Origin of the sequence: Pontibacter ummariensis, from assembly GCF_900188175.1 — a bacterium.
Classification (GTDB): domain Bacteria; phylum Bacteroidota; class Bacteroidia; order Cytophagales; family Hymenobacteraceae; genus Pontibacter; species Pontibacter ummariensis.
Genome location: NZ_FZOQ01000003.1, coordinates 118,587 through 139,490 on the forward strand (window position 1 = coordinate 118,587; position 20,904 = coordinate 139,490).

22 protein-coding genes are annotated in these 20,904 nt (G+C 50.4%); 15 read left to right on the top strand and 7 right to left on the bottom strand.

Translation table 11 applies throughout. The features are described 5' to 3' along the window. The first annotated feature begins 134 nt into the window (after nucleotides 1-134). The 3 genes from CHB92_RS04535 (at nucleotide 135) to CHB92_RS04545 (ending at nucleotide 3,441) form a co-directional block, all read left to right on the top strand. Nucleotides 135-1,325, top strand: coding sequence for a baeRF3 domain-containing protein (locus tag CHB92_RS04535; RefSeq protein WP_089317997.1), 1,191 nt, complete (start codon nucleotides 135-137; stop codon nucleotides 1,323-1,325). A 121-nt stretch (nucleotides 1,326-1,446) separates the two neighbouring features. Next, on the top strand, nucleotides 1,447-2,469 hold the full coding sequence (locus CHB92_RS04540; protein ID WP_089317998.1) for an SPASM domain-containing protein: 1,023 nt from the start codon (nucleotides 1,447-1,449) through the stop codon (nucleotides 2,467-2,469). Between the two features lie 27 nt (nucleotides 2,470-2,496). Beyond that, complete coding sequence (locus CHB92_RS04545; RefSeq protein ID WP_245842282.1) at nucleotides 2,497-3,441, top strand: mechanosensitive ion channel family protein; 945 nt, start codon at nucleotides 2,497-2,499, stop codon at nucleotides 3,439-3,441. A gap of 56 nt (nucleotides 3,442-3,497) precedes the next feature. Here the strand turns inward: CHB92_RS04545 and CHB92_RS04550 are convergent, their stop codons facing one another. From CHB92_RS04550 to CHB92_RS04575, 6 genes are all read right to left on the bottom strand, one after another. Beyond that, complete coding sequence (locus tag CHB92_RS04550) at nucleotides 3,498-3,836, bottom strand: hypothetical protein (protein ID WP_089318184.1); 339 nt, start codon at nucleotides 3,834-3,836, stop codon at nucleotides 3,498-3,500. A 156-nt stretch (nucleotides 3,837-3,992) separates the two neighbouring features. After that, a complete protein-coding gene (locus tag CHB92_RS04555) occupies nucleotides 3,993-4,172 on the bottom strand; it encodes a hypothetical protein (protein WP_089318000.1) in 180 nt (59 codons plus the stop codon). Nucleotides 4,173-4,205: 33 nt separating this feature from the next. After that, nucleotides 4,206-5,009 carry an inositol monophosphatase family protein gene (locus CHB92_RS04560; RefSeq protein ID WP_089318001.1) on the bottom strand — a complete coding sequence of 268 codons (804 nt, stop codon included), beginning with the start codon at nucleotides 5,007-5,009 and terminating at the stop codon, nucleotides 4,206-4,208. Continuing rightward, nucleotides 5,006-6,238: an Lnb N-terminal periplasmic domain-containing protein gene (locus tag CHB92_RS04565; protein WP_089318002.1), complete on the bottom strand. Its 1,233-nt coding sequence runs from the start codon at nucleotides 6,236-6,238 to the stop codon at nucleotides 5,006-5,008. Before CHB92_RS04565 ends, CHB92_RS04560 begins: the two co-directional genes overlap by 4 nt. Before the next feature lies 1 nt (nucleotide 6,239). Next, nucleotides 6,240-6,950 (bottom strand): 16S rRNA (cytidine(1402)-2'-O)-methyltransferase, encoded by a 711-nt coding sequence (rsmI, locus tag CHB92_RS04570; RefSeq protein WP_089318003.1) that lies wholly within the window; start codon nucleotides 6,948-6,950, stop codon nucleotides 6,240-6,242. Nucleotides 6,951-7,067: 117 nt separating this feature from the next. Then, nucleotides 7,068-7,322 carry a 4a-hydroxytetrahydrobiopterin dehydratase gene (locus CHB92_RS04575; RefSeq protein WP_089318004.1) on the bottom strand — a complete coding sequence of 85 codons (255 nt, stop codon included), beginning with the start codon at nucleotides 7,320-7,322 and terminating at the stop codon, nucleotides 7,068-7,070. 127 nt (nucleotides 7,323-7,449) lie between these two features. Between CHB92_RS04575 and CHB92_RS04580 the strand changes: the two genes are divergently transcribed. The 7 genes from CHB92_RS04580 (at nucleotide 7,450) to rpiB (ending at nucleotide 12,584) form a co-directional block, all read left to right on the top strand. Continuing rightward, nucleotides 7,450-8,307, top strand: a complete 858-nt coding sequence (locus CHB92_RS04580) for an SDR family oxidoreductase (RefSeq protein WP_089318005.1) — start codon at nucleotides 7,450-7,452, stop codon at nucleotides 8,305-8,307. Between the two features lie 90 nt (nucleotides 8,308-8,397). Next, nucleotides 8,398-8,700 (top strand): hypothetical protein, encoded by a 303-nt coding sequence (locus CHB92_RS04585; protein WP_089318006.1) that lies wholly within the window; start codon nucleotides 8,398-8,400, stop codon nucleotides 8,698-8,700. An 84-nt stretch (nucleotides 8,701-8,784) separates the two neighbouring features. Beyond that, nucleotides 8,785-9,039 carry a hypothetical protein gene (locus CHB92_RS04590; protein WP_089318007.1) on the top strand — a complete coding sequence of 85 codons (255 nt, stop codon included), beginning with the start codon at nucleotides 8,785-8,787 and terminating at the stop codon, nucleotides 9,037-9,039. A 90-nt stretch (nucleotides 9,040-9,129) separates the two neighbouring features. Continuing rightward, complete coding sequence (locus CHB92_RS04595) at nucleotides 9,130-9,822, top strand: metallophosphoesterase family protein (protein WP_089318008.1); 693 nt, start codon at nucleotides 9,130-9,132, stop codon at nucleotides 9,820-9,822. Between the two features lie 167 nt (nucleotides 9,823-9,989). Continuing rightward, nucleotides 9,990-11,264: a serine hydroxymethyltransferase gene (glyA, locus tag CHB92_RS04600; protein ID WP_089318009.1), complete on the top strand. Its 1,275-nt coding sequence runs from the start codon at nucleotides 9,990-9,992 to the stop codon at nucleotides 11,262-11,264. A gap of 37 nt (nucleotides 11,265-11,301) precedes the next feature. Continuing rightward, on the top strand, nucleotides 11,302-12,144 hold the full coding sequence (tatC, locus tag CHB92_RS04605; RefSeq protein ID WP_245842284.1) for a twin-arginine translocase subunit TatC: 843 nt from the start codon (nucleotides 11,302-11,304) through the stop codon (nucleotides 12,142-12,144). A 2-nt stretch (nucleotides 12,145-12,146) separates the two neighbouring features. Further along, the gene (gene rpiB / locus CHB92_RS04610; protein ID WP_089318011.1) at nucleotides 12,147-12,584 is read left to right on the top strand and encodes a ribose 5-phosphate isomerase B; all 438 of its coding nucleotides are present in this window, start codon (nucleotides 12,147-12,149) and stop codon (nucleotides 12,582-12,584) included. 118 nt (nucleotides 12,585-12,702) lie between these two features. Here rpiB and CHB92_RS04615 read toward each other — a convergent pair whose 3' ends face one another. After that, entirely contained in the window at nucleotides 12,703-14,106 is a 1,404-nt protein-coding gene (locus CHB92_RS04615; protein WP_089318012.1) for a hypothetical protein, read from the bottom strand. A 229-nt stretch (nucleotides 14,107-14,335) separates the two neighbouring features. Between CHB92_RS04615 and rbfA the strand changes: the two genes are divergently transcribed. The 5 genes from rbfA (at nucleotide 14,336) to CHB92_RS04640 (ending at nucleotide 20,838) form a co-directional block, all read left to right on the top strand. After that, complete coding sequence (gene rbfA / locus CHB92_RS04620) at nucleotides 14,336-14,728, top strand: 30S ribosome-binding factor RbfA (RefSeq protein WP_089318013.1); 393 nt, start codon at nucleotides 14,336-14,338, stop codon at nucleotides 14,726-14,728. Nucleotides 14,729-14,749: 21 nt separating this feature from the next. Beyond that, nucleotides 14,750-15,559: a class I SAM-dependent methyltransferase gene (locus CHB92_RS04625; protein WP_089318014.1), complete on the top strand. Its 810-nt coding sequence runs from the start codon at nucleotides 14,750-14,752 to the stop codon at nucleotides 15,557-15,559. 229 nt (nucleotides 15,560-15,788) lie between these two features. Then, nucleotides 15,789-17,012, top strand: coding sequence for an ABC transporter permease (locus CHB92_RS04630; protein WP_089318015.1), 1,224 nt, complete (start codon nucleotides 15,789-15,791; stop codon nucleotides 17,010-17,012). Nucleotides 17,013-17,191: 179 nt separating this feature from the next. Continuing rightward, nucleotides 17,192-20,125 carry a DEAD/DEAH box helicase gene (locus tag CHB92_RS04635; RefSeq protein ID WP_089318016.1) on the top strand — a complete coding sequence of 978 codons (2,934 nt, stop codon included), beginning with the start codon at nucleotides 17,192-17,194 and terminating at the stop codon, nucleotides 20,123-20,125. 269 nt (nucleotides 20,126-20,394) lie between these two features. Further along, complete coding sequence (locus CHB92_RS04640) at nucleotides 20,395-20,838, top strand: SRPBCC family protein (RefSeq protein ID WP_089318017.1); 444 nt, start codon at nucleotides 20,395-20,397, stop codon at nucleotides 20,836-20,838. Nucleotides 20,839-20,904 lie beyond the last annotated feature (66 nt).

Sequence of the window (20,904 nt, forward strand, 5' to 3'; positions counted from 1 at the left end):
TAAAGCATAAACCCATCTTTGCCCCGCAAATAACCGTTAAATAAATAGATGCGTACTTAAATCTTACACCTCCTGCCCCTTGCAGGAGGTCATTTAACTGAATTTGCAAACAATAAATACTAATAGATAAGCATATGGCATTAATCAATAAAAGTGACATTGAGAAGTTGATAAATGTACAGAGCAACACCAACGCCTTGTGCATTTCCTTCTATTTACCCACTCACCGCGCAGGCAAGGAAACGCTGAACGGGATGGATGGCATTGCCTTTAAAAACGAGATACGTAAGGCAAAAGACCTTTTAAAAGAGCATGGCGTATCGGATCCGGAAATAGAGGAGTACCTGAAGCCGGCAGAAAACTTGCTGAATGATAACAACTTCTGGCGCCACCAGGGCGAGGGCCTGGCGGTGTTCATCACCAAAGGCTTTTCAACCTACTATACCCTTCCCATCTCGATGCCCACAGCCGTTTATGTGCTGAATCAGTTCTATATAACTCCTTTACTGCCAGTGCTGAGCCAGAATGGCCGCTTCTTTATCCTTTGCCTGTACCGTGAGAAAATAGGGTTCTTTGAAGCAACGATTGATAATATTCGGCAGATAGATATTAGCTCTTTCGCCCCTGAAACAATGAGTGAGTCCCTTAAGTTTGATGTAAAAGGCAATGACCAGGACTTCCAGCATAGTCGCACCACCGTGAACGGCGTGAACATCATGGGCAATGAGTCCGGTTCGACAAAAGGTGACTTTGAGCATGGCCGCGTGCGGGAGTTCATGAACGACCTGGACAACAGCCTATGGGATAACATCCTGCACGACTCGGATGAGCCTCTGGTGCTGGCTGGGGTAGACCATTACTGCGCTCTTTACCGAAAGTACAGCAAGTACAAGAACATTTTGCCGGAGAACGTACCGTTTGATGAGAATGTGGACCTGATCAACAAGAAGCATGTACATGAAAAGGCAATAGAGGTAGTAAAACCACTCATGCAGAAGAGCCATGCCGATTCCTTTACCCGCTATCAGAACGTGGCAGGTACCGGCGTTACCTCCGATGATATCGCTACGGTGGCAGCAGAGTCAGTACACGGACGCATTGATACGCTGTTCGTTACCCCTAGCCAGCCCGTATGGGGAAGCTATGACGCGAAAAGTGCATCTGCCGAGGTACATGAAGAGTACCAGCGCGGTGACGACGACCTGATTAACCTGGCAGCGGTAAAGACAATCTCGCAGGGCGGTAAAGTGTACGTGAGTAGCTACGACGGCATGTCAGAGGTGAGCAACGGACGCGGAAGCGTGAAGGCCCTCTTCAGGTACTAAGACGTCTTGTTTTGGCCTTTCGCACCAGAAAGTATAACTTAGAGGGCAGCCTGTGCGGCTGCCCCTTTTTATTTAGCATACCGGGGCTACTTAGCTCTTTTGCTGCTTTTTCCCTTTTTATATGAAGCTGCACCTTACTGATGGCCTCAACTTTCTTTCTAAGCTAACGCCCCTGCGCGCTTATAATGCGTTGCAAGTGGTGAGCAGTTACCTGCTCTCGAAGCTTACGGGGCAGGCCAGCCACTGGGGTATGCCCCTGAGCCTTGCCCTGGAGCCCACTACCTCCTGTAACCTGCGCTGCCCGGAGTGCCCCAGTGGTCTCCGTTCCTTTACCCGTCCAACAGGCATGCTGCAGGACGACCTGTTTAAAACTACTATCGACCAGCTACACAGGCGCCTGCTGTACCTGATATTCTACTTTCAGGGCGAACCGTACCTGCACAAGAACTTTCTGGGGCTGGTAAAGTACGCTTCCGATAGAGGAATTTACACGGCCACCTCCACCAATGCGCATTTCCTGAGCGATGACATGGCCCGTAAGACCGTGGAGTCGGGGCTGGACCGCTTGATCGTGTCCATAGACGGTACCACACAGGAAACCTATGCGGCCTACCGGGTAGGTGGTAAGCTGGATAAAGTACTGGAGGGCACAAGGAACGTGGTGAAGTGGAAAAAAGCTTTGAAGTCGAAAACGCCGCACATCATGTTCCAGTTTCTGGTGGTGCGGCCAAACGAGCACCAACTGGAGGACGTAAAGGAGTTGGCAAAAGAGCTGGGCGTGGACGAGGTGGCTTTTAAAACCGCTCAGATTTACGACTACCAGCAGGGGTCCCCGCTTATCCCGACCCTTGATTACTACTCCAGGTACCAGAACAACGGAGATGGCAGCTACACTATCAAGAACAAACTACTCAACCATTGTTGGAAAATGTGGCATTCCTGCGTTGTTACCTGGGATGGCCTGGTGGTGCCCTGCTGTTTCGATAAAGATGCCGAGTACAGAATGGGCGACCTGAAGGATTATGACTTCAGGAAGGTGTGGCGTGGCACCGCTTACAACAAATTCCGGCAAAAGCTGTTAGGTTCGAGGGCGAACATTGAGATGTGCCGCAACTGTACCGAAGGCACGAGGGTATGGGCATGATCAATTTACCTTAACCGAGATACCAACTTGACAAATTATATGAATGACCTGAATAAAACAGTAGAGTTGCTATGGGGTAAGCTGGAGGCCTGGGGGGACCAGGCTGTGCTGATGCTGCCCAATATTCTTGTAGCCATCATACTGTTAATTATCACCTTTTACGTGGCCGGCCTGGTGAAAGACTGGCTGGAGAAGTTTATTAACAGGTTCTCGCACAGCGCTGCCCTGAATAACCTCATCCTGACGCTCCTGTACATTGGAATGATCATGGTGGGCTTCTTCTTTGCCCTCAACGTGCTGGGGCTCGACAAGGTAGTGATTTCCTTGCTGGCCGGTGTTGGTATCATTGGTTTGGCCTTGGGTTTTGCCTTTCAGGATATTGCGGCCAACTTTATCTCCGGGGTTATTATTGCCGTGCAGAAGCCTTTTGGTGTTGGCGACATGATCGAGACAAACGATTACTTCGGTACCATTGAGCGCATTACCCTGCGTACCATAGACGTGCGCCAGACAACAGGGGAGTTGGTAAGGCTGCCCAACAAAATGGTGTTTGAGAATCCGCTCACGAACTTCTCTGTTTATGGCATACGGCGGATAGACGTAGAGGTGGGCATATCTTACGCCGAGGACCTGGAGCACGTGCAGCAGGTAGTAACAGAAGCACTACAGGACGTGAAGAACCGAGTAAAGACCAGAGACATTGAGGTGATGTATGATGCCTTTGGGGATAGCTCCATTAACTTTAAGGCGCGTTTCTGGGTGAGTTATAGCCGGCAGGTAGATTATGTGAGTGCCAAAAGCGATGCCATTATCCGCATTAAGAAAGCCTTTGACGCGAATGATATCCTGATCCCATTCCCGATTCGTACCTTGGATTTTGGCATAAAAGGAGGCGAGAAGCTAAGTGAGGAGCTGCAAAAGATCAATGCTCAGATCAAGAATGGGCAGCACTTAGGCGGCAACGGAAAATAGTGCCTCTGTTAGTAGTGTAATAACAGGAAAGGCCAGTGTGTTACTGGCCTTTCCTGTTATTTATCTGGCTTATCCACGTCTTTGCCGAGGTCCTGCACCTTCTTCAAAAAGTTTTCTACATTATCATCTGCATACGGACCATAAGCATCAGATATAGTGCCTTTCACCCCATTGGTGGTCTCTAACACATACAGTATAGACATGTCGCCCGGGTTTGTCTCTCCCTCAAAACGATAGAAGTTCACAATACGCACCTGCTCCGGGGTAAAAGTCTCCTTATCGTCCATTGTACTTAGCCGACCGTCCTCTGTAACCTTAAAGTCTGTCTTATAGCCTTCTTTACGCAGTTGGTTTAAAGCGCTTACCAGAGATGTTAATTCAACTTTGTTTTCCATGTTATTTTGCATTTAATGTTTCAAGTTCAGGTATTGAACTATACGCAAAACAGAGCATTGGATACAAAATATATAGGATAAAGCGCAAAAGAGGCAATCCGGCGCCCACCTGGCAAAGTAGGAATTAGCCCGTTGGCTGATAACAGCAGGCCGGAGTTAGGCCTTTACCTGTTTCTTCTCGAGGTCTTTCTGTATCTTCTTAAAGTCGATGCTAGAGCAGGCGCCGCCACAGCCCTTAGAGCAGCTGCTTTTAGCAGAGAAGCTACGATAAAGCACGCTGCCTACGTAAAAGGCTGCTACTAAAAAGATGACGAGAATGAGAAGTTCCTGTACCATGTGCTTTGTAAACTAAATGCGGGTAAAAAAAGTTTAAGTCTGAGTTGGTTTCCAGTGTTCCTTGATCACCTCCTGCATCTCGGCGTGTACGTGGCCATTGCTGGCCACTATTTCCCGGCCAAAAAGGTAGTCCCCTTCTTCGGTAAACTTGCTTAGCTTGCCGCCCGCCTCCAGCACAATAAGGGCTCCGGCAGCTACATCCCAGGGATTTAGATTGTATTCAAAGAAACCTTCGAAATGGCCCGTGGCCACATACACCAGGTCCATGGCGGCAGAGCCTAGGCGGCGTATGCCATGCGATTTAGCCATAAAAGACCCTAGTACCTGCAGGTATTGTTGGGTAAGGCCGAAGTCATAATAAGGGAAGCCCGTGGCAATCAGGGAATCTTTAAGGGCAGGGGCATCGGACACTTTAATGGGCGTATCGTTACAGAAGGCTCCTCCCCCTTTATAAGCCCAGAAGCAATTGTCATGGTTAGGGTCATACACCGCGCCTGCGATCAGTTCCTCCTTATCTATTAAGGCTACGCTTACGCAGTAAACAGGTACACCGTGAGTAAAGTTGGTAGTGCCGTCCAAGGGGTCGATGATCCAGTTATAACGCTCTCCTTTGGTGGTGTCAGTTCCCTCTTCAGTAACAAAGCCGGCCTCAGGCAGGAGCTTCCGCAAGCCTTCTACTAACTGCTTTTCGGCCTCTTTGTCTACGTAAGACACGAGGTCGTTAAAGCCTTTCATCTCTATCTTCGATCGGTCAAAGTTCTCTCCTTCGCGCTTGATAAAGGCACCTGCGCGGCGGGCAACGGTGTTTAAGTCTTGTGATAACTGCTTTAGATTCATGTTGTCTTTTGGGTTCTTACTTTAGGAGCCTCCAGAAGGGCTCTTTTCGATGACCATACGGTATACGCAGCTCTAAGGCCAAGGGACAACACGATCGGGAGAAAGGCCGCATGGAACTCTTGAGGCCACCAGGGCCAGAAAATAACCAAAACAGCTGCCACAACAGCTGTGCCCAGCATGTACTTCTGAACCCAGTCCGGCAGTACTTTTCTGCCCAGCAACACAGCCACAAACACGTGTGTCGGTATTGCCCAGAGCAGGTTAAAGTTATAAGCTGTGGCTTGGTGGTCGGTAGCCGCCCACAGCAGCACCAGCACAATGCCCATCAGTCCTGCTAAAAAGAAGAAGGTCATATCGAACACCCGGCTGCGTGTTTTCTTGAACAGGTCTGCTGCGGTTAGAGCCAGTACGACAACAAAGAAAGCCCACCATAAAAGCGAGGGCGTGAACCAGCCTGCCTCAAAAGGAATTGGCTCCCGCTCATAGATTACTTTTACTTCCTTTGTTAAGGGTACCGGTTCCCCGTCCTGCACGATAGTGGCATTGGCAAAACCTTTCGCCAGGTAGTCGGGCAGGAACATGTACTCATAGGGACTTGCCTCCTGGTCAATTCGGGCGCCAAGCGCGAGGTCGATCCCAAAGTCTCCCCACGGCTGGGGCGGGAGGTAAAAGTCAATCAGGTTGCGGAAAGTCATGTCCTCGTCGAACTGGCCTATGTTGAAGGCAAGCTTGTTCGGGAAAGTAGCCTCTATGCCATCCCGGATACGGGTAGCACAATTATCGAAAAAGAAATCGTAGAGGTAAAAGCGGTTGGCGGGCAGGTAATTGTTTGTCAGGAAAGCCCAGTACTGCTGGCGTTGCGCATAGGTCAGGTTCAGCTCCTGCTCGTACACCGAACGGTTATCGTCTATGTAGCTGTACACGAAGTCGCGGTAGTTGGCTGCTGAGAGCTTGTACTTTAGCTTGCCCCGGGCAAACTTAAGGTAGAAGTTCGGCTCATCGAAGTCAAAAGTACCGTAATTGAAAACAACGTCCAGACCAGAAACCGGGTCGGTTACGCGTACCGCGCTATGCCCAAAGATAGCGTACAGGTCTTGCCCACTGGAGCAGGTAAGAAGGCTGATCTTGGCCTCCGGGGAAATTTCCATTCCCTCAAACTGGGCCCAGCCAGGCAGGGTGAAAAGGCTGAGCAGCAGGGCCAGCCCTATCTTTTTTATATAGTTCTTCATGTTAATCTTTATCGGCTTTACCCCCTTTGGGTGCCCCGGACACTACCAGCACAAACTCACCTTTGATGGCTTTGTTATTGAAAATCTGGATCAGCTCCTCTAAGGTTCCGTGGATGGTTTCCTCGAACATTTTTGAGATTTCACGTGAAACAGAGGCTTCACGCTCGGCCCCAAAGTACTCTTTAAACTGGCCCAGCGTTTTGAGCAGGCGATGGGGCGACTCATAAAAAATCATGGTACGCTCCTCCTCTGCCAGGGCCTGCAGGCGTGTCTGGCGTCCTTTTTTTACAGGCAGGAAGCCCTCAAACGTAAAACGATCGGTGCTGAAGCCAGACTTAACCAGCGCCGGCACAAAAGCCGTTGGCCCTGGCAGGCACTCTACCTTGATGCCATTCTTCACGCACTCGCGCACCAGGTAAAATCCGGGGTCAGAAATGCCAGGCGTACCGGCATCCGATACCAGCGCCATGACCTCTCCTGCCTTCAGGCGGTCAACTAAGTGGGCCGTGGCTTTGTGCTCGTTGTGCAAATGGTGGCTGTGCATGCGCTTCTCTATGCCCAGGTGCTGCAGCAATTTGCCGCTGGTACGGGTATCCTCCGCCAAAATCACGTCTACCTCCTTCAACACGCGGATCGCGCGTAGGGTAATATCTTCCAGGTTACCAATGGGGGTTGGCACCAGGTATAAACTCGTCTTGTCCTGTTCCTGCATACCTCAAAGATACTACAATTTATAGTTCAAAGACACGGCCTTGCGCTAGCGTAGAGGTGCCAACAGTATAAGCAAAAGGTATGCCCTTTGGCTTACCAACGCCGTATGGCAGCGATATCAGGAGGCAGTTTGCGTTAAGTTGTTGTATATGCTGTCTATCCGTTTAGCTAGTGCATGGTCCAGGTCCGTTACGGTGTTGTTGGCATCGTGGGTGGTTAGCTCTATGGTTACTTTGTTGTACACGTTGCTCCACCAGGGGTGGTGGTTCATCTCCTCGGCCACCTCTGCTACCTCGTTCATAAATTGCATGGCCTGCTTAAAGTCTTGAAAGGTAAATGTTCGTTTTAACGTATCGTTTTCGTTCTGCCACATGGTTTTGAAGTTTGTACACAAATGAAATCCTGTTCTGCTGAATAACAGCAACATGCCATATAGGCTGTCGTATAGTTTAACCTGTTGACTTATTAAACGTGAAACCAGTACAAACTAAATAAAAGCTATGGAAAACAAACCAAAATCTTTCCCGCCACAGCACTTTGAGCAGCCAGCCCGTGAAGGCGAAATGACCCCGGAGCCGGAGATTATACGGGACTCTTATAAAGGCGCAGACAAGCTGAAAGATAAAGTGGCCCTGATAACAGGGGGCGATAGCGGCATAGGACGTGCCGTTGCCGTGCACTTTGCCCGAGAGGGAGCCGACGTCGCCATCGTGTACCTGGAGGAGGACAAGGACGCGCAGAAAACCAAGGAACTGGTCGAGAAAGAAGGGCGCAAGTGTCTTGTGATCGCCGGAGACGTGGGAGACGAAGCCTTTGCCCAAAAGGCCGTACAGCAGACGGTGGATCAGTTTGGTAAACTGGATGTGCTGGTAAATAACGCCGGTGAACAGCACGTGCAGAAGGACATTCGGGATATTTCTGCCGAGCAGCTGCAACGCACCTTCTCCACAAACATCTTTGGCATGTTTTACTTTGTGAAAGCCGCTTTAGATCATTTGAAAGAAGGCAGCACCATCGTCAACACTACTTCTGTTACAGCCTACCACGGTAATAAGGTGCTGGTAGACTATTCTGCCACCAAAGGTGCTATCCTGGCCTTTACACGCAGCCTTGCTAAAATGCTGGCCGAAAAGAAAATCCGCGTAAACGGTGTGGCACCAGGCCCTATCTGGACACCCCTGATCCCGGGTACCTTTCCTGAGGAGAAAGTAAAGTCTTTTGGATCGAACACGCCACTTAAGCGTGCCGGACAACCCTCAGAAGTAGCCCCTGCTTATGTATACCTGGCTTCTGAGGACTCCGCTTATACTGTTGGTGAGATTGTACACGTAAATGGCGGTGAGATGGTGGCAACTTAAGCCATAAGCCAACCCTAACGGCCTGATTGGAGTAAAATAGATAAGAGAAGCCCGGTTTAACATGGGCTACACTATTTAAAAACGAATATTATGGCTGAAGATAAAAATAAGAAAAACACGCTGCAGGGGCAGTCGCCAAACGAGCGAGGCATGCGCGTGGAGGAACCAGATACAAGTGAACAGGAAATGAGAGCCGGGCATATTATTCCGGGAGCAGATCCGCCAAAGAACGAGCACCAACGCGGGGGCTTCGGCAACCGCGACGGTAAAGAAGGCTTCGGTAGCGATACTGCTGCGGAAGGCCCGTCAGCCACTGGCTTGAGCGAGTACGCTGACGACGGTATACGCCCGGGCGATAACATCCGCACCGAAGAAGAAGGCCGCGGAACCTAAGCACTGGTATCAGTGGAGTTGGTGCATGTACGGCAAGAAGCCATGGCGCCAGATGTTGAATTTAATTAGAAGGAGGAAAAAATCATGCCTTATAAGCACACAAAACCAAGCACAGAAAACGAGGGAAGCCCAAGCGGAAGAGGACAAAGCAAAGCCGCTGGAGGGAAACCCGTAGACCCTAGCCAAACCCGTGAAGAACACGAGGAGCTAAAGAAAAAGTACACATCGGGGCCAGATGACGTAGCGCCTGATGTAAGTGAGAACAACGCTAATGTTATCACGAATAACCCTAACCGCAACCTTGACAAGCCGGATATTAACAAGGGCTCGTATAATTAATTAAGCGTACCTAACACATAGACAGAAATAGCACCTGCTACAACGGGTGCTATTTCTGTTTATATTTGCCTATAGTGCAAAAGAAATTCCATGGCCCGTTACGCCCTTACTGACCTCCACGGTTGCTCTCAAACGCTTAAAGCCCTCATAGAGCAGCTCAAGCTTCAAAAAACAGACGAACTGTACCTCCTGGGCGATTTCGTGAACAAGGGGCCAGACAGCAAGGGAGTGATAGACTTTATCCTGCACTTGCAGAAACAGCACTACCAGGTGCAGTGCCTACGGGGTAACCACGACCAAATGCTGTTGAAGTCCACTAAAAAGGGAGCCGCTGCCCTCAAGCTTACCCCAGCAGAGCAAGAGCTTACCTTGCAGAGCTTTGACATTAAACATTTTGAGAGCCTCCCTGCTAAATACGTTTCCTTTCTCAAAGGCCTTCCTTACTACTTAGAGCTGCCGGACTATTACCTGGTGCACGCTGGTTTTGATTTTAAGCAGAAAGATATCTTTCAGGAGGCCGACGCCATGCTCAACATCCGGGACTACAAAGTGGACTGGGAGCGGCTGGACAACAAGCGTTTGCTGCATGGGCATACTCCCACTGCTCTCCACAGCATTAAAAAGGGGGCTACCCACCAGGAACAAAAGCTAAACCTGGACGCCGGCTGCGTCTATTACAAAAATGCCGCTTTGGGTAACCTCGTCGCGCTGGACCTTGATAGCCAGGAGCTGTTCGTGCAGCCAAACGAAGACCGGCCTTACCCCGTGGCCAGGAAGAGCTAGTTTCGGTTTTATCCCTCGTGTACGCGAATACCGTGATAGGAGCCTCCTGTGCCTCTTCTAAGGGTTTTTTGTAGCACAAGTGGCTGGCGGCATATAAACTTCTGAAACATTGGTTTATTCCGGCACATACTTTAATTTTGAACGCTTACTAAACCTATCCTAAACCGATGCAAAAAGATACAGCTATATTTGACCTGATTGCAAAAGAAAAAGCCCGTCAGACGCACGGCATTGAACTGATCGCCTCCGAGAACTTTGTGTCGGAGCAGGTGATGCAGGCAATGGGCAGTGTGATGACAAACAAGTATGCCGAAGGACTACCTGGCAAGCGCTACTACGGTGGCTGCGAGGTGGTAGACCAGTCGGAGCAACTGGCTATTGACCGGGCAAAGGAGCTTTTTGGTGTGGAGTGGGTAAACGTGCAGCCACACTCCGGGGCGCAGGCGAACTCGGCTGTGATGCTGGCTGTGCTAAACCCAGGAGATAAAATCCTCGGTTTCGACCTGTCGCATGGTGGCCACCTGACCCACGGCTCGCCTGTTAACTTTTCGGGCAAGCTGTATAACCCTACCTTCTATGGTGTGGAGCAGGAAACAGGCCTCATCGACTTTGACAAGGTAGTGGAAACAGCGCGACGTGAGCGTCCGAAGCTGATCATTTGCGGCGCCTCTGCTTACAGCCGCGACTGGGACTATAAGAAGCTGCGCCAAGCGGCGGATGAAGTAGGAGCCCTGTTGCTGGCTGATATCTCTCACCCTTCTGGCCTGATTGCCCGTGGCTTGTTAAACAACCCATTCGAGCACTGCCATATCGTAACGACCACTACCCACAAAACCCTTCGCGGACCACGTGGCGGTATGATCATGATGGGGAAAGACTTTGAGAATCCTTTCGGCCTGAAAACACCAAAAGGCGAAACCAGAATGATGTCTTCTGTGTTGGATGGAGCAGTATTCCCGGGAACACAAGGCGGCCCGCTGGAGCACGTGATCGCTGCGAAAGCAGTAGCCTTCTATGAGGCGCTTTCTGACGGGTACCTGGAGTATGTGAAGCAGGTACAGCAAAATGCGCAGGCAATGGCTAAGGCTTTCCTAGAGCGCGGATATGACATCATCTCCGGCGGAACGAACAACCACATGATGCTGATCGACCTGCGTTCTAAAGACATTACGGGCAAGCTGGCCGAGAACACGCTGGTGAAAGCAGACATCACGATTAACAAGAACATGGTACCGTTCGATGACAAGTCACCGTTCGTGACGTCCGGCATGCGTGTAGGTACGGCGGCAATCACTACCCGCGGTCTGAAGGAAAACGATATGAGCCGTATTGTAGAGTTGATCGACACTGTGCTGACCAACCACGATAGTGAGAGCAAGATCAGCGCTGTCCGCACGGAAATTAACGGCTGGATGCAGGAGTATCCGCTTTTCGCTTATTAAATAACAGAAATTGACAGATAGGAGGAGCCCCGTTTTGATGGATCAACCATACATGGAGGAAGAGCAGCAGGAGATGTCCTTCGTGGACCACCTGGAGGAGCTACGGTGGCACATCATCAGGGCATTAGGCTCGATCTTCGTTTTCGGGACCATTGCCTTCCTGGCAAAAGGCTTTGTATTCCATGACATCATTCTGGCCCCGGCACGCACTGACTTCCTGAGTTACCGGGTCATGTGCGCCTTGGGTCAAAAGGTAGGCACTGATGCCCTCTGTTTCACAGAAATGGGCTTTACCATCCAGAGCCGGCAGATGAGCGGGCAGTTCACCATGCACCTGCTTGTCTCTGTGGTGCTGGGCCTGGCCTGTGCCTTCCCCTATGCCTTTTGGGAGATCTGGCGCTTCGTGAGACCGGGACTTTACCCACAGGAGCGTAAGAACTCACAGGGAGCCGTGTTCTTTGTGTCGATCCTGTTTATCATGGGGTTGCTGTTTGGCTACTACGTGGTGTCCCCTATCTCGATTAACTTTCTGGCCGGGTATCAGGTAGATCCTACCATTGTAAATGAGTTCGACCTGTCGTCCTACATCTCTACGCTTACGACGCTGTGCCTGGCCTGTGCCTTTATGTTTGAGATGCCAGTGATCGTTTTCTTTCTGACGAAGGCAGGACTGATCACACCGGAAACTATGAAGCTCTATCGCCGGCATGCACTGATAGTGATATTAGTGGTAGGTGCGATCATCACGCCGCCGGATGTGGTAAGCCAGCTGTTGATCTCTATGCCGCTCATGCTTTTATACGAAGCGAGTATAAGCGTTTCACGGTCTATCCGAAACAGTGACTTAAAGAGGCTTAACGAAAATAATACGATAGATTAACCATGGCACTAAAGATTGCAATAGGCGGAGACCACGCCGGCTACTCTTATAAAGGGATCATAAAAGGCGAGTTACAGGAACTGGGGTACCTTGTCCAGGACTTTGGGCCAGACTCAGAGGCTTCTGTGGATTACCCTGACCACGTGCACCCGCTGGCAAAGGCAGTGGTGAGCAAAGAGGTGGACTTTGGTATCCTGGTATGCGGCAGCGGGAACGGGGTGGCTATAACAGCCAACAAGTACCAGGAGGTACGGGCAGCCTTGTGCTGGCAGTCTGAGTTGGCGAAACTAGCCCGTGAGCATAATAACGCAAACGTCCTTTGTATCCCTGCACGTTTTGTAACGGTAGATGAGGCAAAAGAGATGGTGCGTGTGTTTTTAACCACAGCTTTTGAAGGCGGCCGTCACCAAACACGCGTAGATAAAATTACCACCTGCTAAAAAAAGTTTATTTTATAATTCTATATAGGTCTTAAAGCCGTAGCTATTTTAGCTGCGGCTTTATTTTTAGCTGGAGGTAGCGTTTGGTTTTCTCCCCTATGAGGCTAGGCCTGCCTTTCTAATCTGTCAGTTGGTACACCCCCTGTACGTCGGTGGGGGTGTAATCGCCGAACACAGCAGGTATTTTATAGCTTAATTCCGGCATCAGCCCTACTTCGTCAACAATAAAAGCCGGTCTCTCACCACTGAAGTTCTGGCTAATGCGGAAAACAGCGTCGTATTCGTTTAACCGCTTGAAGTGGCGCTGCGCGAGCTCCCAGTTTATATAAGGGGTAACAGGCCTGTTCTGAATGTAATACCGGGTGTCTTTACCCAGTACCAGCACGGTAGTTTGTTCCACGGGCATTTCCGGAGCCTCCGGCAACAGGAGCGGCGATTCCTCAAGCGACAGGTAGGGGTTGATGCCCAGCACCAGCCGGTATCGGAGTACCAGCACGCCTCCCAGCACGATAAAGAACACAAGGTTTAGAAGCCACTTTTTCCGGTTAGAGTTAAAGAAGAACTCTGAGAAGTAAGCCAGCGGAGGCAGTACCAGCACAAAGGTAGCCACGGTAATCTCATCCCGGGTAAAAATGACCAGGAAGCTTACAAAAAGCCAGACCCACATCACCTGCTGAAACTTTACCTGAAATACTAGGCGCTGTGGTAAGGAAGCCGTACTGAGCAAGGAGATCAGCAGCACCAGGGCTGGGATAGCCATTAGCTTGGCCACATCAGCAGGTGGGCGCAGAAAATCTACCTGCAGTTGCCAGGGGCGTAACAGATGCAACTCTATAAACTCCTGCCCGGTGTTGGTATAAAAGTAATAGGTCATCAGCACGGCATAAGGGAAAATGAAACCGCAGAGCATGAGCAGGAAGCTTCGGAACGTATTGGAGGCGAAGAAGAAAACGCCGAAAGCGCCTATCAGCAGGAAGAGGGCCAGCGGAAGAAAACACATAGCAGCGAGCCCCAGCATAAAGCCTCCCACAAACAAGCGGTTATTATCAAATCCTTCCTTGGAAAGGGTCACAACATAGGGGAGGGACAATAGAACAAAAGTATTGCCTAACAGCAGCGGGGTAAGCATGTTAAACTCAAACGAGAGGCTGCCGATCACCAGGTACACCAAGGCCGGGATATAACTCTTGCTGGCATAAACATTGTGCCTGTTAAAAATGGCGTTCAGAAGCAGGGCCTGTAGCAGGAGTAGCGCCAGGGCTGCCAACCGGTAGACCAGGAATGAGCGCCCAGCTACTACATCTAGTACCCAGAAGACGAATGCAGAGAGCGGGGCTGTGTTATCATATACATCGCGGTACATGGCAAAGCCCTCTGCCAGGCGCTCCCCTACCAACATGTGTAGCAGTTCTGGCGCTGTGCCGGGTATGCCCCATAAGATAAGTGGTAGCTGAATAGCCAGAAAAAGCAAAACCAGCAGGATCAGTCGGGAAGGCAGTATGCTTCGGAAGTAACTAATCAAGTAAAGATGGTGTTAGAAAGAACTATATACCTGGACAAAAGACGCTGGACAAAAGTTGCCGGAAAGGCATTTGCTCTTTCCGGGTGCTGCCTAGCGGGCAAAACCTTTGGGGGTACCCGTACATTAGCAAGCGTCTCTGTTCCTGTAGCGTTTGAAGGCCCCGGTCCCGAAATGAGTAGGGCGCTATTGGGGTAAAAATGCGAAATTAATATGATATTTGCAGCTTCGTATGGAAAGTAAAAGACAACAGAAATTTTCGCGCCTGATTCAGAAAGAATTAGCGGACATCTTTCAAAGGGAAGTGCCGCACTTGTTTGGAGGCGCTTATATATCCGTAAGTATCGTGCGCGTGTCGCCTGACCTGGGGGTGGCGAAAGTGTACCTGGGCGTAATGATGGCCAAGAACCCGCAGGAGGTGTTGCTGGAGGTGCGGGTAAACAGCAAAACGATACGCCACCTGCTGGCACAACGCATCAAGAACCAGGTACGCATTATACCGGAACTGGTGTTTTACCTGGACGACAGCGCAGAGTATGCCGCACGCATTGATAAATTGTTCGACAACCTGGAAATTCCGCCAGCCAGCGAGGATGACGAGGACGATGAGACTTACCCTAAATAGCCTTAGAGGCATTTCCTCTTTATGCAGTACGATCCGATAAAGCGGGTGCTTGGTGATGCGTTCAACAAGACCCCTTTCCTGCGCCGCGTGTTTTACAACCTGTTAGACCTGCTGCTGTTGCGCACCTGGCACGTGCACAAGGAGCTACGCGAGTGGGCTGCCGGTAGGCGCGACAAGGAGCAGTATATTCTGGACGCTGGCTCAGGCTTTGGGCAGTATACTTATTACCTGTCCAGCATGAGCAGTAAGTGGAGTGTGCTGGCCGTGGATGTGAAAGAAGAGCAGATCTGTGACAGCAACACCTTTATTCGTGCCATTGGCCGCCATAATGTGCTGTTTAAAATTGCGGACTTGGTTAAGTTTCAGCAGCCGGATAGTTACGACCTGATTCTTTCTGTGGATGTGATGGAGCATATCGAGGAGGACGTAGAGGTGTTTAAAAACCTCCGCGCATCGCTTCGTAAAGGCGGCCTGCTCGTTATTTCAACCCCTTCTGACCAAGGCGGCTCTGATGTGCACGGGGAGGAAGAGAGCTCTTTTATCGAGGAGCACGTACGCGATGGGTACAACATACAGGAGATACAGGACAAGCTGAAGCTGGCAGGGTTTAGCAAAGTAAAAGCGCGTTACTCCTATGGCAAACCAGGGCAGATCTCCTGGCGCTTGTCTATGAAGTATCCTTTGCTCATGCTGAACGTCTCTAAAATTTTCTTTGTCCTGTTGCCGTTCTACTACCTGCTTACCTTTCCGATTTGCCTTGTGCTGAATTGGCTGGACGTAAACGGGGATCATCCGTCAGGAACAGGACTGATCGTGAAGGCCTGGAAATAGGATTGGCTGAATGAGGTAAATGGCTTACTTGTTGAAAGGGTAAATCACTGAGCGTTCGATCCCGGACAGAAAACAACCGTAAACCATCAGGCAAGCTGACAGGATTATAGTTTCTTGCAGCAGGAACACCCAAAAGGACACAGCCAGAAGCTATAAACAGGTTAACCATTAGCAAAAAACGCAGTCCGGATAATAGTCAACGACGAACGAACAACGGATAACGAAATACATGAATGTACCTTTTCTGATCGCGAAGCGCTATTTCTTCTCCAGAAAGAAGAGGAACATCATCAGTATTATCTCTAACATCGCTATGATCGGCGTGGCGGTAGGTTCTGCCGCCTTGATCATTGTGCTTTCTGTGTTTAATGGGCTGGAGGACCTGATTCGGGAAATATACTCCAGTTTTGACCCGGACTTGAAGATCTCCGCCCTGCAGGGCAAGTCCTTTGAAACGGACACGGAGTTCATGAACCGCATTCGCCGTACACCTGGCGTAGCCGTGGTTTCAGAGGTGATAGAAGACAATGCCCTGCTGCGCTACAACGACCGCCAGATGGTGGTGAAGGTGAAAGGGGTGAGCGAGAACTTCTTTCAGCAGAATGAGATAGACTCGTCGGTGGTAGAGGGCAGTAGCGAACTGATTGTTGATGGCATGTACAGGGCCTTGATTGGGAGGGGCGTGCAGTACCAGCTCTCCATCCGGCCCAACAACCAGTTTATTCCGCTGCAGTTTCTGTACCCGCGCAACACCACGTTCAATCCCCTTAACCCAGAGGGTTCCTTTAACAGCCTTAACATAAGCCCTGCCGGTATCTTCGCTATCGAACGCCAGTACGACGATTCCTATGTGTTTGTGCCTCTTAATTTCGCATCGGAGTTGCTGGAGTATGGGAGCCGGCGCACCGCCCTGGAAATAAAAGTGGCCGAGGGCTTCCGGATAGAAGAGGTGAAGCGCAGCCTGCAACAGGTGCTGGGCGAGGAGTTTAAGGTGCAAAACAGCGATGAGCAGCATACCAGCCTTCTGCGAGCGGTAAAGGTAGAGAAGCTCTTTGTGTTCATCACCTTTGCCTTTATCCTGGGCATCGCCTCCCTCAACATCTTCTTCTCGCTTTCGATGCTTGTCATTGATAAGAAGAAGGACATCGCCATTCTTGCCTCCATGGGTGCGACAGCCGCCACCATCCGCAACATTTTTTTGCTGGAAGGGGCACTGGTGGCCCTGATTGGTGCCGCCTATGGGCTTACCCTCGGCATGCTTGTTTGTAACCTGCAGCAGAACTTTGGCCTGGTCAGCATGGGCATGTCAACCTCTGTGGTAGAGGCCTACCCCGTAAAAATGGAGGTAACGGACTTCCTGTTAACCGGGGCGGCGATCATTATCATTACCCTGCTCGTTTCGATCAGGCCTGCCCGCAAAGCAGCGGGTATGTCTGTTACAGAAAACGTCTGAAAGCCTTTCCTCTCCTTCTCCCTCCTACTGCCCTTCTTGGATTTTTGAAGGAAGCTGCGGCTTTTCCTTTTGTCTAAAACTTTTAGTAAACAAGGGAGTTAACCTGGCCGAAAGCTGTTTTTTTGATAGGAAATAAAACACGTAAAGGCTAAATTTGAAGTCCTAAAATTGTCTTTGGCATGAAAGTTTACACCACGCAGCCTTTTCAGGTCATTTACTCGCTCTTCGAGCATGAGTACCTGGGCTATCTGTTTGAATCTTTCGTGGTGCAGGTAAACTCCAAAGGCCAGCTTACCCTGCAGCATCAGAATATCTCCGCTAAAAATGCCGACGAGTTCGCCGCGCGCCTCGATGCAAGTGATTTTAAGCTCATCACACTTATAGACCAGATACAGCAGGACGCCGTACTCAAGCGCTTTGCCACCAAGAAGATGTCTCCGGTAGATTTCTTCCTGAAAACCTACGATGCAGAGAAGGGCGACAAAACGCTGCAGGAAACGATTAACCACTACGTGCAGGTGCGCATGGGTAAAATCCTGGAATTGCTACGTGATAAAATGACCTTTATCATGGGCAAGGACGGTGAGCCCACCTGGAAGCAGATTCACATTGCCCCGGAGCGGGCTACGGTGCTGTTCCACTTCATGCGCAACGATGATAACACGCACTACTTCCCTACGATTAAATATGCCGGTCAAAAGCTGGAGTTTCAGTACCGCAACGCTGCGCTGATCTGCCACGAGCCGGCCTGGCTCATGCTGAATGACGTGGTCTACAGCTTTGAAAAGGCAGTAGATGGCAAGAAGCTGCAGCCCTTCCTGAACAAGAAATTTATTGTAGTACCCCGTTCCGTAGAAGAGAACTACTACCGCAAGTTTGTGGCGCCGCTGCTGGAGTCTTTTGACGTGCATGCCAAGGGCTTTGAGATAAAGGACGAGCAGTACGAACCAAAGCCTTACCTGACCTTTTCGGAGGTAACGAGCTCAGAGGCACCTGTGCTTAAACTAGCCGGTAGCAGTGAGGCCAGAGCAGAGCGTGGCGCGCTAAGCAATAGCAAAATCCTGTTTGACCTGTCTTTCATGTACGGCGACCACATGGTAGAAACGCAGGAAGCGAAGCGTATTAGCGTCAGCATGGAGAAGACAAAGGACTCTTATATCTTCCACAAGCTGATGCGGGATGTACACCATGAGAAAGAGTTCTTGAAGGAGCTGAACAAGCGCTCTTTGGAGGTGAAGAATGGCCAGGCTGTGCTGGAAAAGAGTGAGGCCTTCGCCTGGTTAAACAATAACCTGCAGGACCTGGAGGAACTTGGCTTTACGGTGCGGCAGTCAGAGAAGAACAGGAAGAACTACTTCATCGGCGAGATTTCGCTGGATGTGGGCATCACCGAGAAGAACGACTGGTTCGACATTTATGGTACTGTTCGCTTTGGAGAGTTTACAGTGCCGTTCATTAAGCTGAAGAACCACATCCTTACCAAGAACAATGAGTTCCTGCTGCCAAACGGACAGGTTGCCATCATTCCGGAAGAGTGGTTTACGCAGTACATCGAGTTGTTTGCTTTCTCGGAGGGGGAGGACGAGCTGACGCTGAAAAAGCACCACATGGCCCTGGTGAACGACCTGCAGAACGGGAACCTCGCTACCGTGACGATGACCCGGAAGCTGGAGCAGCTGCGGGGTTTCGATATGATCGAGGACCAGCCCCTACCCGCAGGCTTTATGGGGGAACTGCGCCCTTACCAGAAAGCAGGCTACAACTGGCTGCATTTCGTGCAGAACTATAAGTTCGGCGGCTGCCTGGCAGACGACATGGGTCTTGGTAAAACGGTGCAGACGCTGGCCATGCTGCAGCACCGCAAAGAGAACGGTGCAGAGACTGCGTCCTTGCTTGTAATGCCTACCTCGCTCGTATACAACTGGCTGAACGAGGCACAGAAGTTTACACCCGAGTTGCGTATCCTGAACTACACCGGCACCTACCGAGAGAAGAATGTAGAGTTGTTTAATAACTACGACATTATTCTTACTTCCTACGGTATCGTTCGCCTGGATGCAGCATTGCTCAAGAGCTACTACTTCGACTATATCATTCTGGACGAGTCGCAGGCTATCAAGAACCCGGATTCTAACACCTCTCGTGCTGTGCGCTCCCTAAAGTCGCGGCACAGGCTGATCCTGACGGGTACGCCTGTGGAGAACAGCACCATGGACCTGTGGTCGCAGATGTCTTTCATCAATCCAGGATTACTGGGCAACCAGCACTTCTTCCGGAACGAGTTCCTGAAGCCGATCGAGAAAGAGAAGGACGAGCAGAAGACCAAAAAACTGCATGCCCTGATCAAGCCCTTTATCCTTCGCCGGCATAAGTCGCAGGTAGCCAAAGAGCTGCCCGAGAAGATAGAGCACACTACCTTCTGTAAAATGACAGAAGAGCAGGAGCACGCTTACGAGGAAACGAAGTCTTACTATCGTAACAAGATCCTGACGAGCCTGGAGGAGAACGGGCCCGGGAATACGCAGTTCATGCTCTTGCAGGGCCTCACCAAGCTGCGCCAGATCGCGAACCATCCCCTGATGACAGACACCGGCTATGAGGGAGAGTCCGGGAAGCTGAAAGAGGTGTTGCGCATGACCAAGAACGTTGTAGGCAAGGGACACAAGGTGCTTATCTTCAGCCAATTCGTGAAGCACCTGGAGATTATCCGTAAGTCTCTGGATGAGCGGGAAATTGCCTACACGTACCTGGACGGCAACACCAAAGACCGCCAAAAGCAGGTAGAGCGTTTCCAGACAGACGAAAGCATACAAGTGTTCCTGATTTCTTTGAAAGCCGGTGGCGTGGGCCTTAACTTAACTGCCGCAGACTATGTGTTTATCCTGGACCCCTGGTGGAATCCGGCCGTAGAGGCACAAGCCGTGGACCGGGCGCACCGCATCGGGCAGCGCAATACGGTGTTCACCTACAAGTTCATCACAAAGAACACAGTGGAGGAAAAGATACTGGCGCTACAGAACCGCAAGATACAGTTGGTGACAGACCTGATCAGTACCGATGAGACCATCATCAAGAGCCTGACGAAAGAGGATATTGATAACCTGTTAAGCTAAGAATGAGTTATTTTATCATTGCTTATCAACAGTAAAAAAGTATAAAAGGGCCGCTGCACTTATAAATGCAGCGGCCTTTCTTTTGCAGCAGTATAACTTTAGCGCTGCGAACAGGTTTTTGAAGTATTGAGAAGGAGAATTTCTTTCCTGGGTAAGGAGGGGCCGGTGTGGTTAACTTTGCTGGGGAAGAACCGTTTTACCTCTGGTGTGAGCGTGTTACCTCTGGTGTGAGCTTGCGCTCGTAAATAAAATAAAAGATAATAGCTCACATGCGGCTCCACCTCCAAACAGAAGTTAAGCAGGGTTTCCTGAGCGTGTTCCATGCTTTTGATGAGCAGCTTTTTAAGGCCCTGGCTCCGCCCTACCCCCGCTTAAAGCTGTTGCGCTTTGATGGTAGTTTGCCTGGTGACTGGGTGGAAGTAGAACTGCAGATAGGGGTAAAAAGCTTTCGCTGGACGAGTTTGATCACAGAGCGGGAAATAACAAACACGGCTGCTTATTTTGTAGACGAGGGCCAGGAGCTGCCCCCTCCCCTACGGTACTGGCACCACAAGCACCTGGTGACTCAAAGGGGCAGTGGCGCCATCATCCATGATATTATTACGTACCGTACGAGCTCAAAAGCACTCGATCTGCTGCTCTACCCGCTCATGTTCGCGCAGTTCTCCATGCGTAAGCCGGTATACAAGCGTGTGTTTGGTAAAGCGTCTTGAGCTAAACCTTTCCCCTGCCTCGCAGGTTAAATGCAGGAGGTTCTAAAATCGGCGTAAATTGTAGGT